14 protein-coding genes and 1 pseudogene are annotated in these 13,625 nt (G+C 49.2%); 10 read left to right on the forward strand and 5 right to left on the reverse strand.

The genetic code is table 11. The features are described 5' to 3' along the window. Positions 1-147: 147 nt before the first annotated feature. The gene (locus ACJ8PN_RS24285; protein ID WP_216606217.1) at positions 148-312 is read right to left on the reverse strand and encodes a YnfU family zinc-binding protein; all 165 of its coding nucleotides are present in this window, start codon (positions 310-312) and stop codon (positions 148-150) included. 202 nt (positions 313-514) lie between these two features. Next, positions 515-742, reverse strand: coding sequence for a hypothetical protein (locus ACJ8PN_RS24290; RefSeq protein ID WP_128868729.1), 228 nt, complete (start codon positions 740-742; stop codon positions 515-517). A 396-nt stretch (positions 743-1,138) separates the two neighbouring features. On the opposite strand from ACJ8PN_RS24290, the gene cspF reads away from it, so the two are divergent. From cspF to ACJ8PN_RS24310, 4 genes and pseudogenes are all read left to right on the forward strand, one after another. After that, positions 1,139-1,351, forward strand: a complete 213-nt coding sequence (gene cspF / locus ACJ8PN_RS24295) for a cold shock-like protein CspF (protein WP_071525953.1) — start codon at positions 1,139-1,141, stop codon at positions 1,349-1,351. A gap of 577 nt (positions 1,352-1,928) precedes the next feature. Further along, positions 1,929-2,719: pseudogene (locus ACJ8PN_RS24300) on the forward strand (primase-like DNA-binding domain-containing protein); the annotation flags it as partial. A 736-nt stretch (positions 2,720-3,455) separates the two neighbouring features. Beyond that, complete coding sequence (locus tag ACJ8PN_RS24305) at positions 3,456-4,235, forward strand: alpha/beta hydrolase (RefSeq protein ID WP_442535299.1); 780 nt, start codon at positions 3,456-3,458, stop codon at positions 4,233-4,235. 457 nt (positions 4,236-4,692) lie between these two features. Next, the gene (locus ACJ8PN_RS24310; protein WP_004930265.1) at positions 4,693-4,911 is read left to right on the forward strand and encodes a TM2 domain-containing protein; all 219 of its coding nucleotides are present in this window, start codon (positions 4,693-4,695) and stop codon (positions 4,909-4,911) included. A gap of 93 nt (positions 4,912-5,004) precedes the next feature. Here ACJ8PN_RS24310 and ACJ8PN_RS24315 read toward each other — a convergent pair whose 3' ends face one another. Both ACJ8PN_RS24315 and ACJ8PN_RS24320 read right to left on the reverse strand, forming a co-directional pair. Further along, positions 5,005-5,487: a hypothetical protein gene (locus ACJ8PN_RS24315; protein ID WP_253718509.1), complete on the reverse strand. Its 483-nt coding sequence runs from the start codon at positions 5,485-5,487 to the stop codon at positions 5,005-5,007. A gap of 316 nt (positions 5,488-5,803) precedes the next feature. Further along, positions 5,804-6,724, reverse strand: a complete 921-nt coding sequence (locus ACJ8PN_RS24320) for a LysR substrate-binding domain-containing protein (RefSeq protein WP_437189302.1) — start codon at positions 6,722-6,724, stop codon at positions 5,804-5,806. Between the two features lie 115 nt (positions 6,725-6,839). Between ACJ8PN_RS24320 and ACJ8PN_RS24325 the strand changes: the two genes are divergently transcribed. Together ACJ8PN_RS24325 and ACJ8PN_RS24330 are read left to right on the forward strand one after the other, a co-directional pair. After that, a complete protein-coding gene (locus tag ACJ8PN_RS24325; protein ID WP_442535300.1) occupies positions 6,840-7,562 on the forward strand; it encodes an isochorismatase family protein in 723 nt (240 codons plus the stop codon). Between the two features lie 87 nt (positions 7,563-7,649). After that, the gene (locus ACJ8PN_RS24330) at positions 7,650-8,747 is read left to right on the forward strand and encodes a hypothetical protein (RefSeq protein WP_442535301.1); all 1,098 of its coding nucleotides are present in this window, start codon (positions 7,650-7,652) and stop codon (positions 8,745-8,747) included. A gap of 60 nt (positions 8,748-8,807) precedes the next feature. Here the strand turns inward: ACJ8PN_RS24330 and ACJ8PN_RS24335 are convergent, their stop codons facing one another. Further along, entirely contained in the window at positions 8,808-9,776 is a 969-nt protein-coding gene (locus tag ACJ8PN_RS24335; protein WP_154871252.1) for a helix-turn-helix domain-containing protein, read from the reverse strand. 444 nt (positions 9,777-10,220) lie between these two features. On the opposite strand from ACJ8PN_RS24335, the gene ACJ8PN_RS24340 reads away from it, so the two are divergent. The 4 genes from ACJ8PN_RS24340 (at position 10,221) to pqqA (ending at position 13,569) form a co-directional block, all read left to right on the forward strand. Then, positions 10,221-10,679 (forward strand): helix-turn-helix domain-containing protein, encoded by a 459-nt coding sequence (locus ACJ8PN_RS24340; protein WP_197799372.1) that lies wholly within the window; start codon positions 10,221-10,223, stop codon positions 10,677-10,679. Positions 10,680-11,151: 472 nt separating this feature from the next. Further along, positions 11,152-11,775, forward strand: coding sequence for an isochorismate family cysteine hydrolase YcaC (gene ycaC / locus ACJ8PN_RS24345; protein ID WP_171453375.1), 624 nt, complete (start codon positions 11,152-11,154; stop codon positions 11,773-11,775). Positions 11,776-11,962: 187 nt separating this feature from the next. Further along, a complete protein-coding gene (locus ACJ8PN_RS24350; protein WP_442535302.1) occupies positions 11,963-13,387 on the forward strand; it encodes a glucose/sorbosone family PQQ-dependent dehydrogenase in 1,425 nt (474 codons plus the stop codon). Positions 13,388-13,491: 104 nt separating this feature from the next. Further along, positions 13,492-13,569 (forward strand): pyrroloquinoline quinone precursor peptide PqqA, encoded by a 78-nt coding sequence (gene pqqA, locus ACJ8PN_RS24355; RefSeq protein WP_004930284.1) that lies wholly within the window; start codon positions 13,492-13,494, stop codon positions 13,567-13,569. Positions 13,570-13,625: the final 56 nt, after the last annotated feature.

Below are 13,625 nucleotides of genomic sequence, written 5' to 3' on the forward strand. Positions count from 1 at the left end.
TCAGTTGCGACGTTAATGCGCAGGAGCAGTTGCGAAATCAGTTCAGAAGCGTTCTCTCAGGATGGATGTAAGCCATCCGGGATTTAACAGCTGCTTGAATATGTCTTAGGCGTACTCACAAAATTTAGCATCACCATGTATCAGAGTTTAGCGTGACTTGACAAATAGCGCTTTACATTCAGGGCAAAGCATTGCTTGTTTCAGTCGAAGCTTGCTAACCGCCTGAGATGACTTGAATCCACAAACAGGGCAAATTACAGCAGATCTAGATATGCCGCCGATGTACTTCATTGCGTAATCGATAAAAGACATATGGATTAACCTTTCAATGAATGAGATTTATCATATCATTAACGGTCGTTTTTTGTACTGTTAATATTTTTCTTTTATTATAGTACATAATTATCATATGCTTATGCTAAGCATTAGCCCAAAATTATAAAATATACGATGTCAATCAAGTCAGGTTGCAAGAAAAAATTGTATTTTACTGATTTTTACTTCCTTGAACGTTTTACAGCAACTTTTCAGCAGCAGCAAAAATCTCGTCGGATGTTAAATCACGATCAGAGGCGACATGAACAATTGTGTGGTCACCTGTCCGAGAAGCTAATCCCGCCGTCATTATAGGTAATTGTACTTTCTCTCCATTCGGATAAGAGCGTGAAATTGTTTTTACGCCGTCCTGAAGCTCAGTGATACAAGATGGAGCAGAATTAAAAAAAATAATGACTTTTATCATGACGTTACCTTGTTGATGGATGCGTATTTATTACAAAATATTTAGTGGGGTATTAATCGTCCAAAAACAAAAGTTATAGCCTCCTTATCAACATAAAAAGCTATTTCAATGTGATATATATTATTAAATTCCTACTTGGGTGTGAGAAGTCAGAATAGTACACTAATCAAAAAAAGGTAGATTGAAACATTAGCTATAGGGGCTGAATATATGACTCATTTAAACCGACATTTTCTGCGGTTTACTTTTAATAACTTAGTCTTACACCCTTATTAAAGAGATAGCAATGTTTATTTTTAGCCGTCTAAAAGGCCGGGGTGAATGTGTAAGATTGAGATGGTTTTTTTATTCATTTAATGTATACTTAAGGCTGTTTTCATCTCATAAGGTTGTTCTTTGTTCCAAAAAATGACAGGCATCATCAAAATATTTGATAATAAAACAGGTAAAGGATTAATTATCCCCTCTGATGGAAGAAAAGACGTACGAGTACACATTTCAGCATTATCATCACGTGAAACTCAAACCATCATCCCTGGAATTCGAGTGGAATTTAGAAGAGTGAATGGGCTTAATGGGCCTACGGCAGCAAATGTCTATCTTTCCTAACATCATTAGAATTATTTTCATTAACAATAACATGATTGAAAACCCACATCCTATACTTGATTAATAATGAAGGCTATATAGAGACTCACTCCACCTTATTAATTTCCCAGGCCAACATGAGTTAAGGTGGTTAATAAAAATAGTTTGTGCATCATCCATCCATCAATCCACCCTCGAAATATTTGTCGCAAGAGTTATTCTGAATGCTATTGGACCTCCTGGTAGCCGTGCCACAGTTGGCTGTATGGGGAAAATGCGGATTGACGATCGATGCGACTGCGAGCAGTCGGAGACATTGAACCGCGCCATATCTGATTGATAGAAGGCAAAGCAACCAAATGCGCCACTGTTGAAATAGTCAGCGTAGTTCTGAACATTAACAACTACGACAAAAACGATACCAGTCAGGCCCTGTCTATAAGACTTTGGCATGAATCGGTGCATTGGTAGGAAAAGGGCTATGCACTAAACATATGGAGCCTGATATATCCCTACTACCACAACTATTGGGCCTGTGAGGCTGCCGCGCTGTGACAGGATTTGATAGAATCTTAACGTCGTAGGTATCAACAGGATGAGCGTGATGGCGACTATCGCCCGGTGGCTGGCCAGTGCCGTTAATAACCCTGCCGCCACTATCGACAAACTGGAGTCGGCGCGCAAATGTGCCTAGGTCGTCGGTTACTCGCTGATTATCCTGCCCGACCAGGAAAAGTGGAGTGGTGACGAGGCGGGTATCAAGGCCATCACCGGCGGCGATGCGGTCGTCATCGATCCGAAATACCGCGACGCCTACGCGGCCTACATCCCTGCAGTTATACTGGCGGTGAATAACAACCCGATGTAGTTCAACGACCGCAGCGGCGGCACCTCGCGCCGCCGGGTGATCCTGACGTTCCCAGAGGCTATCGCCACCCGAAGAGCGTGACCCGCTGATGCTGGCGAAGATCACCGTAATCGTGCGTCATCTGATACAGCGCTTCGCAAACCCGAACGAGGCCCGCGCACTGCTCCAGGCGCAGCAGAGTTCGGCGGAAGCCCTGGAAATCAAATGGCATGCCGTCCGCTTATTGATTTTGTGGTTACCTGACGGTGCTGGGCACCCCGGAAGGGGGAATGATCGGTAATGCCAACATCACCCCGCCGAATCCGCGCCGCTACCTGTACCGCGCCTACCTGTCGTTTATGGCCGCAAGAGGCTATCAGCACGTGATGAACCTGACGGCGTTCGGCCAGGCGGTGCCGCAGACGCTGAAAGAGTATGAGCATACGCTGCTGAAACGCCGCACCAAGCAGGGAATACAGACCAACTTGGTATTGAGTGAAGAGTGCGAAGCGGATTGGTTGCCGAAGTGTGGCGACGTGTGACAATGAGCGAGTCGATCGGCCGGGCCGATCAATAGGCCATTATTGATCTGCCGAACCCATTGGACGCTCAATCGCCACGACGCCTATAGTGGCAGTGACCCAAACACACGCAGCAATACCAGGGCATCCTATCGGCCGTTGAACGGCCAATATCATAACGACAAGCGCTCCCCAAACCGGCTTAGGCCGGTTTTTTTGTGCCTGCGATTCAGACTGTTCACCCTGTAGGTGAACAGGGGTGTACACCGAGAAGGTAGCTATACACCCATCAATGCATTGAAATAAAAGGATAAAACTAAAAGGTGCATAGGGTGAACAGTTTTCCTATAAATCTTTTTTTAATATGATGAGCACTGGGCGAGTGCTAATTGATTATAATTTATTCTATGTATTGTGCATCATTTTATTATGTATAGATATATGTATAGTTTTCTGTTTTGTGTTTATAAAAGTAGTTTTAAAACAGTATGTTATTTGGTGTGTTTCGCTCCTATTATCGGCACCACCTCATTTTTTAACTTTCCCTTTCGTACGCTCCGTCACCGACTCTGCCGCAACGCTAAAGCCTATTAATCCGGTGCATGATGCAATACCTGGGCTTGTGTGCCATAAACCGCACAACACACAAACGTCGTAAACGGGAATATGCGTTGCTACGTTGGGACCTCACCGTCTTTTTCTTATCTGAGAAGAAAGGCATTGACGCGATTAATTCATTTAAACAAGTGAGGTTGTTATGTGTGAAGATTTAATATCAAGAACGAAGTGTTTTGTCTTTAATGGTCAAAGATACAGAGTCTTTATCTCTCACCGCAGGGGGATTGGCGGTAATTTGAACCCGCTGTATCTTTTGGATGCTAACTCCCAGTTTTCGGTCGTGACGGAACGTAACAACAGAAAACGCGATGGGGATATTCTTTATATCGGCATTGGCTATCAAGACGGGGTGGATATCTTGAAGGCAAGAACCCGTGATTATACGGTTCCCTCAGGAGAGAAAGAGTTTGCGGAGGGGGGCGGAGCGGCAGCGTTTTATCAATTTATTGCCGCATGCGTTAAACCATGGATCGAAGCGCATTATCCTGTCAACGTAGACCAGCAAACGCTGGCAGGCCACTCGCACGGTGGTCATTTTGTGTTGTATACCCTGTTTAATCATCCTGATGCATTTCAAAATTATTTAGCGGCCAGCCCATCCATTTGGTGGGGCAATGGGGCGTTGATTCCTGACGGCAAGTTAACCATTGATGAGCATGTCAATCAGGTCACGCTGATGGTGGGAGAGTATGAAGAAAAACTTCATCCCCAAAGTAATGAAACAGAGAAAATGCAGATCCTTAGAATGAACGCCACGCCTAAGCTGCGAGCCAGAAATCTGGCGGAGAAGTTGATCGGTAATGAACAGCGCTGTAGCTTTGTTTTTTTCACCGGGCGGCGCCATCCCGGCGTTATTAAGGATTATGCACAGGTGGCAAACCTGATCGCTGGGCATCGTCCCCAATATGACGGGCTTTAGAATAGACATCGCGTTATTCAAGATCGATTTTATTGCTGTTAGTCCGGGCTGACGCTGCGAATCCTATCAATGCGAGTCACCTAGATTGCCAGTGGGAAGTCACCAGGGAAAATAAAATAGTCGACAGGGATCTGGCCCCCGAAGAGGCAACACGCTTAGCTCGGCGTCAACGGCTGGCGTGATAGTCATGAATGTATGCGAATTATTTACTTTAAAAACAAAAAGATATTAAAGTATTGAGCCTTCGCCGCAGGAATATTCCTTCTCTTGCCGTACGTCATTTGTCTGCCTTTCCCCGGTTAAACAACCGTTTAATTAATCACTGTTATAATTACCCCTGTTGAGCCTTGATGGGTTAATGTTTTCCTCCTCAAGCATTGCGATGCGGCGCTCAGTGGCGCGGCATCCGTTTTTTGGACATGCCGGTGGTTCGGTGAGAAGTAAGGAGAAGTGCACTATGAGCAGAAAAGACAAGCTCGCGGCGGCCCTGCTGGCCATCTTCCTGGGTGGGCTGGGCATTCACAAGTTTTACCTGGGCATGAAGTGGTGGGGGTTGTTCTACCTGCTGTTCTGCTGGACGGGGATCCCGGCGATTGTCGGCTTTATCGAAGGTATTATTTATCTGTTCCAATCGGAAGATAAATTCAACCAGAAATACAATTCTGGCCTGATTTAATGCTTTTATGACGGTGCTTCCTGTTAAGGGACGCGCCGTCTTTCATTCCATTACTGTTTTTTATCATTATCTTACCGTGGATCTCTTTGCTCATCATTTTATTCGAACTGGAGAGCATGCTGGTTGATAATTATAATCCGCCAGGCTCAGCGCGGTGAGATCGGTCGCCATTTCCATCGGCTGTTTGTCGTTTGGCGATGGGAACATTGATTTGGCCGACATCATCATGGTGCTGCTGTTTATGGTGTAATCGGTTTTGACCCTCATGCCGATATATTTCGACTCCGGCATTTGCCGGCGACGTCGTGCTGTGGCACCGGGCTGCCATTTTCCATCACGGCGTGTGCGTGTTCCGACATTGCTTCCGCGCTGCCGGTAGTGGGCTCTGCATCGGCCGCGTAGGACGCGCCGCTGAAGGCGGCCACAGAGGTAAGGATAATGCCTGTAACGATTTTGATTGTCGCTCTCCGGAATGCTATTAATTGCGGTGTGTAGCCTATTGGCTTGATAAAACGCAAAGTGACCCGTTCCATGGAGATAATACCTCCCAAGAATATGGTTGATGAAATATTTCATCGCCCGATAAATACGGAATTTTTAAATTTATGCAAGTGTGCTTGCGTGTATTTTGATGCATGCAAATAGTATGTCTAAACATAGGCAATGATTAGAATGTTTAAAAATTATTGCGGTTCTTTCTTTGTTTGTACTTTTTGTTTTTTGGCCGAGATAAATATTCCATGCGATACAGAGTGTTGTGTTTTTGATGTGAGATTTCATATGAGGCGTGATTTGTGTGAACGGCATGGTCACATAAACGATGCGATAAGTAATTATATATTATCAGGTTTATTATTGACGTTATTAAAGAATAACGCGGCGAGAGCCGCGTTTATCGATCGTTCAATAACGGCGGTATTTCCTGGTAAAAAAAGTCGATCAGCGCTTTTACCGCTGGCGGTACCCCGCGGCGCGAGGGATAAAGCAGTACCAGCTCGCCGTTTTGCGGATGCCACCCGCGCAGAACCTCTTGCAAATCGCCACGCGCAAGCGCCTGGCGGCAGGCGTAATAGGGAATGCCGCAGATGCCTTGCCCATCAAGGGCGGCGCGCAGGATCACCTGCAAATTATCGCTGCTTAAGCGGGGTGAGAAGGGCACGGTGACGACGGCGTTTTGCGGCCCGTAGAGCCGCCAGCTCGGTGCCCCCTGTTGTGGCGGGTAAAGCAAGCAGGGCTGGTCGCTCAGCTGTTGTGGTGTTGACGGCGCACCGTGTCGCGCCAGCCATGCCGGGCTGGCGGCCAACAACCATTTGGCGGTGCCGAGTCGCCGCTGGATAAGCCCTGCGGCCTCGTTGGCGATGCCAAGCCCGCGAACAGTGAAGTCCAATCCTTCCTCCAACAGATCTATCCGCCGGGCGGTGACGTGCGTTTCTACGTTCACTTTGGGAAAGCGCGCCATAAATGCCGGCAGGAGCGGAGCGATCACTTCGTCCGCCAACAGCGGCGACGCGCTGAAGCGCACGGTGCCGTTCGGTTCCGCCAGCGTGCGCAGCGCCGTCTGCTGCGCCTGATGCGCTTGCTGCATCATGGCGACGCAGTGCAGATAGACCTCGTGGCCCACCTCGGTGAGCTGAATACGCCGCGAGGTTCTTTGCAGTAACCGCAGGTTGAGTTGACGTTCCAACTGCGCCACCTGGCGGCTCAGGCGAGAGGTCGGGATGCCCAGCGCTGTGCCGGCAGCGGTAAAACCTTTGTGCTCAACCACCTGAGTGAAAAAATACATGGCGTTGAGATCGAGTGGAAACACCTTCATCACACACTCCATCATGATCATTTTTGCAATGATAGCTTCTATTGTCGCCTATTTAACCCTGATCGATGCGGTTTTATCCTGCAGGCACACCATTGTTGAAACGAGGATAAACATCATGAAAAACCTTTACCGCACTTTGGCTCTGGCCATCGCCATGGCCGGGGCGGCGCAACCGGCCTTCGCGGCGCCGGCAGCGCCACAGCCGCATACTCAGGCACAGCCGGCGTCCGGCCCTTTGCAGCTGTTGGATCGCCACAACTCGGTGCTGCTGTTGGTTGACCATCAGATCGGTCTGATCACCGGCGTGCGCGACATGGAGAGCGCAACGCTGAAACATAACGTCGTGGCGCTCGCCAAGGCGGCCCAGGTGATGGGCATTCCGGTGATCGTGACCTCGACCGGCACCAACGGTCCTTTCGGGCCGATCATTTCGGAACTTAAGGCTGCGTTGCCGGGGGTGAACATTATCGATCGCCACAGCGTCAACGCCTGGGACGACGCGAACGTGCGCAAAGCGGTTGAGGCCACCGGCCGCAAAAAGATCGTGATCGCCGGCGTATCGCTGGAAGTGTGCGCTGGCTTCCCGGCGATCACGGCCAAAGCGGCAGGATACGACACCTATGTGGTGATCGACGCTTCCGGCACGTTCAATCAGTCCAAGCATGAGGCGGGCATGGCGCGGCTGGTACAGGCCGGGGTGATACCGACGGATTACGGCACGGTGGGCGTGGAATGGTTGGGAGATAACGGCGATGCCAAAGCCGGCGAGCTGTACGGCGCGCTGGATATGCCGGCCACGACGCTAGTGAATCAGCTGTTCCAGGCCAAAGGCAAATAGCGCCTGGAGTGATAGCGATATTTTTTTCAATCCTTCCAACCGCCTGCGCTAGAATCAGGCGGTTTTCTCTTGGAAAAGGATATCGCCATGGCCGCCTGGGCCCTTTTGATCGTCGGTTGGGTGTTGATTTGGCAGGATCAGCCGATTGTCGGCGTGCTGTGCATCGCGCTGTTTGCCGTGCTGCAATGGGCGAAGTACGCCGCTAAAGGTGCGCAAGACCCCGAAGAGGTGGCAGAGTGGCGCAAGACCGACTGGCGTTCGCAGCCGATTGAAATGGCGCACGCCGGTGACTGTGACCGGCAGATAGGCGGCGTGGGGGAGTTGGGCATGGGCGGCCCCAGTTTTTGGACGCTGCTGCTGCGCGACGGGGCGATGGTGCATGGCGCCTGTGCCGAGCCGCAGGACGTGGACGGCGGCAGGTTGCGCCTGATCCCGACCCGCAGCCGCGAGGGAAAGGGGCTGACGGTGTACGAGCCTGCCGCCCGGGTGATGTACGCGCTGCCCGCGCTGACCGATCGTGAGCAGGGAGCCTTGGCCGCCGGTTCCGCCGAGGCGCTGGCGCGGCTGCGGGCGACGTGTCGGCAGGTGGAGGCCACGCCGTTGCGGCAGGTGCGCGGTCTGTGGGTGCCGCAGTGGATAGCGGAACCGGCGGATCGTCTGGAGATCACCTTGCCCAGCGGCCGCGCGCTGGCGGCGCGTTTGATGTTGCCGCCCGATCTGCGCTATGCAGACGATCCCGCCGCGCTGCTGCACGCACCGCCTTATGCGTTGTGGCTGGATAACCGGCCGACCGATCGCTTCGTGTGCGATCTCGAACGCGTGGCGGAATCCCCGGCGGGTGATGCCTTCAGCGTCGGCGGTTGCCAGTTCCGCGGCGAGCATATCGTGGATGGCCTGTACCACCTCTATTTCGCCGGCGAGTGGTTCTGCCTGCTCTCTTATGCGCACAAACCTGCAGGTGGGCGTGGTTCAGACACCACCTTTTTCGTTGAACGAGTTGAGCCGCAAGACGGCGGCGTGTTCGTGATTGAATGGGATGCCTACAGCGTGGGGCCCGACGGGCGTGAGCCGCGCGTGCCGGCCCCGCCGGTCTTGGTTATCGCGGTGAGCTGGCAGGAAGCGCCGCTGCAGCTGCCCACGGCCAATAACCGCGTGACCGTGCGCCTGCCCAACGCTACGGCGTAATGCAACATGGTGAGCTCGCCGGCCTGCAAGGCGCGCGTTAATGCTCACATTTTGATTCGCTTAAGGGCGTTTCTTCCTGATCTTGCCGGGAGACTCGCCAAAATAGGTTTTACACACGCGATTGAAGTGTGAAACATCGACAAAGCCTGCCCGTTTGGCGATATCTGCGATGGAGAGTTCGTCAAATTCTTCGGTATTGAGCATACGTAATGCGGAGTTGGCGCGGTAGTTGATTAACGCCTGGCCGAAACTGGTGCCTTGATTGGCCATCACGCGGTGTAATGTTCTGGTTGAAATGCCGACCTCTCGCGCGATATCCGTTGCGGTCAGAACTAAATTCATGTGTCTTTGATGCAGACTTTCCACGATTTTCTGATAATTTCTATCGCGGCTAAATTTGCGGGACAAGGCATCTTCGCTAACCAAATCGTGATAGAGCAGCGAGAGCAGCATGCCGATTTGATCCAATATCATTGGCGGTTGAAAGTCGATTGTGCTCAGATAAGGCGGAGAAATCTGTTCCAGATAGGCGGCTAATACTTTCCCCCAGCCTGAAAGTTCGCTCAGGTTTTGTTCGATCATTTTTTCGGGATTGGCGACCCAGGTGTTGAGCCATTCAGCAGGCAACGCCAGCGTGCGATTAAGGAAACCCTCCGGCAAAAGTGAAATATATTCCTTACGCGTATCGAGCAAGATTGTGCTTCCCGCAGGCACGGTGATCTCTTGGCCGTATCGATTGATAAATCGCCATGTGGCGCCGGCATACACGAGGTGGTATTCGTCGCTGGCGCTACGTAGAATATTCTTTCTGTCGCGCTGTGAGCGTTTGGCTGAACCATTAATGTCAGTAATGGAGAATTGTCCGGCCTTGAGCGTTGACAGATGGCACCAGAAGCGGGAGTGATCGTCGATGGTGGTTGTAACGCTGATCAGGCTTTGTTTCAGCAGGCGATCAAATTCACTCAGCCGCTCTTCTGCAAGCATGCCGGCAGTTGACCAGTTAAATAAGGAGGACTTGTCCTTTCGCATTGCACCGCTCTCCATTTTACGTTGTCCGTTAACGTTTATTTTTCTCACATTGCCTAAAAATGACTGTCTGACTGGGAATGTTCCTATTGTCTTCTATTAAAGTTGCAGCCCTTTTCCTCTGTGCCGTAAGTCATCATCCTATAATGATAAGAGATAGGTTCCTTCTTAAGATGTAAATATCATAAATTATAGTTGATTGCATCGCTTGAACGGGGATTTATCAGATGATGTTTCTGATGTCATTAAATTCTCTTATGTAATACAAAGGGGATTGTTTTAAGGGGCTTAAGTAAACCGCCGTGATGATAATTATTTCAACCGGAATTTGCTTTGGATGCCACTCAATTGGCTGTGAGTGACAGGTTGCGGGGTAATTTGACAGCACATTCTTTTTCTGCCATTGGTTATTTGTGCAATGAAGTTAATTAAATGAGGAGGGAGAAGATGTCTGACGAATTTAACGGAAAGATCAGCGATCGCGTCGTTCGAGAAATTATTATTTGGATTGATAATAACTTAGGTGGGGATTTGAGTATTGATGCCATATCCAGAAAGTCAGGTTATTCTAAATGGCATCTGCAGCGAGTGTTTAAAATGCGAGCCGGTATCAATCTGGGCGGTTATGTCAGGGAGAGAAGGGCGCTCTTTGCGTACTATGCTTTGACGGAAACAGATATACCAATAATTGATATTGCTTTTATGTTAGGCTTCAATAGTCAACAGGCATTTAGCCGAGTGATTGATAAAACATTCACGCTTTCACCCGGTGTTATTCGTCGGCTAAGCAGAAATGGCACGGTTTCTTTTCCGGCATTGATTAATAACAGCTATTGTTCAACGACCTCCATGAATCCCGCCATGCGGGTCTCTGTCATGGAGGGAATGCGTAAATTATTAATATAGTTAAATTCTAATTTTAATTGGCGTCTGGTGATTGCCCCTTTTGCTTTTGATGCCTTGTCACTTTGAGCAAAAAAAATGGCACGTTTAACCCTATTAAAAAGGACGCTCTCCATTAGACTGAAAACAGTGGAATGCACATGGCGATCATTTAAAGGTAAGAATTTGATTTTTAAATATTTTCTCAATTTTTACCGGGTTTTAAGAGCTGGGATCCCCCCTTGGTTATATAAGAAAGCGTCGGTTTTTTTTAAATTTTTTCACAATACAAGCCAATTTTGTTTCAGAGGGGGAGGTAAATGATTGATGGAGTGGCTTATTTAATCAGCTTTTTGTTAATATTCCGATTTTGTGTCTTCAATTTGCTTCTCTGCTGAAAGAGACTAAAATTTATTCTATGCTTTGTCATCTTTCAGCTTGCCTTAACGCTGTAGTACTGTGCCCAGTCCGTTCAGTCCATTTGAAGGAGTGAGATATGTCAAAGAAATATGTTCGCCTTGATAAAAATGATGCCGCTGTGCTATTGGTCGACCATCAAACGGGGTTGCTTTCACTCGTCCGTGATATCGATCCCGACAAATTCAAGAATAACGTTCTGGCGCTTGCCGATCTGGCAAAATACTTCAATTTGCCTACGGTGTTAACAACCAGTTTTGAGGTTGGCCCAAACGGCCCATTAGTGCCTGAATTAAAAGAAATCTTCCCCGACGCTCCGTTTATTCCCCGCCCTGGTAATATCAACGCTTGGGATAATGACGATTTTGTTAAAGCCGTCAAAGCCACCGGTAAAAAGCAATTGATTATCGCCGGGGTCGTTACGGAGGTTTGCGTCGCATTTCCTGCGTTGTCAGCGCTGGAAGAAGGTTTTGATGTATTTGTCGTGACTGATGCATCAGGCACCTTCAATGAAATCACGCGTCATTCCGCATGGGATAGAATGTCTCAGGCCGGTGCGCAGTTAATGACCTGGTTTGGCGTTGCCTGCGAATTGCATCGTGACTGGCGTAATGATATTGAGGGCTTGGGCAAGCTGTTCTCTACGCATATTCCGGATTACCGTAACCTGATGACCAGTTTTGATAAAATGAATGGGAAATGATATTGACCATTTTCAATGGATGTTAGTGGGAAGGTAATTTGGCATGACGGCGATGCTGAACGCGTATGCATCATGCCAATATCGTTTTCCTTTACCACAAAAATATCCGTGATTGAGCCTAAATCTAAATTTGGCCTTTTTTCTTTATATTCATCCATAAAAGTTTCTGGGCATAGGATGGGAAATTATGAATAACAAATTCAGTGTGATGTTCAACGCGATTGCCATATCTCTGATGACCTGCGGTATGGCCTATGCGGCGGATGCTTCTCACTCGCCGAAAGGGGAACAAGCGATTGTTCAAACGGCAGAACCTTTCAAGGCCCATGTTTTAATTAATGGGCTTGATGCGCCCTGGGACATGATTTGGGGGCCGTATGGCGACCTCTGGGTGACGGAGCGCAAGGCTGCGTCAATCGTTCGTATCAACCCGCAAACGGGTGAAAAGCAGGTGGCGATCAAGATTGACGGCGTGCATGTCGGGCCGCAGCATGAAGGGGTATTGGGGCTGGCGCTGTCCCCGAACTTCATGAAGCCGGGAGGGGATAACTATGTCTACGCCTCCTATACCTATATGAATGGCAATGACGAGCACGCAAAAATCGTCCGTTTCGAGTACGACGAGAAAACCAAAAAACTGGGGAATGAGAAAGAAATCCTGGCGGGTTTCCCGGCAGGCAACGATCATAACGGCGGGCGCCTGCGTTTTGGGCCTGACGGCAAGTTGTATTACACGATCGGCGAGCAGGGCCACAACCAGGGTGCCAATTTCTGCAAGAAAATTGACGCTCAGCGAATCCCGACCGAAGCCGAGCTGGCTAAAAAAGATTATTCCTCTTACGCCGGTAAAGTCATTCGCTTAAATGTCGACGGCACTGTTCCAAGTGATAATCCGGTGATTCACGGGATAAAAAGCCATCTTTTCACCTACGGTCACCGTAATCCGCAAGGTCTCGTTTTCGTCGGCAATACGCTGTACGCCACAGAACAAGGGCCTTCATCCGACGATGAGTTGAATATCCTCGAAGCCGGCGGCAACTATGGCTGGCCTCATGTCGCAGGCTATCGCGACGATCAAGCATATGTTTACGCGAACTACTCCGAGGCTAAAAATTGCCCGTCTCTGCAATGGGATCCGAACCATATCCCGGCGGGCGTACCGATCCAGAAAGAGACCGAATGGAGCGCACCTGATTTCAAAGCACCGTTGAAAACCTTCTTTACCGTAAGAGAAGGGTTTACTTATAACAACGCCAGTTGCCAGGGTGATTCATCCTATATGTGTTGGCCGACAATCGCGCCTTCCAGCATTGCGTATTATCCTGAGAATGGCGTGATAAAAGCTTGGCGCAACTCGGTTATTATCACTTCCATGAAAATGGGGGCATTGTACCGAGTGCCGTTAAATGCGGATAAGAAGGATGTGCAGGGGGATGTGATTAAATATTTCCACACCGTGAATCGTTACCGTACGGTGTTGGTGAGCCCTGATACGCGGAAAATCTATGTAGCGACAGATAATTTTGGCAACGTTATGGATGAAACCAACCATCCTACGCACGATCACAGCAACCCCGGTTCGATTCTGGTCTTTGAATATACCGGGCAGTAGTAGTGAATAAGGGAGATATCTGATGATATCTCCCTGAATTGAGCCGGAATAGAACGGATTTTTTGGCTTAGCTGCCGTTACTTTACATAAAGAGGGTAAACATCATGCTGTTATGGCAAAAACCTGAGTTTGTTGACCTGCGCCTGGGGCTGGAAGTGACGCTGTACATTTCCAACCGTTAATCGCCCGTCTGCCCGCCTTTCGCGCGGGCATTTCTTTCCTTCTTTTTCTGGTTCAG

The sequence above is a fragment of the Serratia sp. CY76391 genome, assembly GCF_052166695.1.
In the GTDB taxonomy this organism is placed as follows: domain Bacteria; phylum Pseudomonadota; class Gammaproteobacteria; order Enterobacterales; family Enterobacteriaceae; genus Serratia; species Serratia nematodiphila.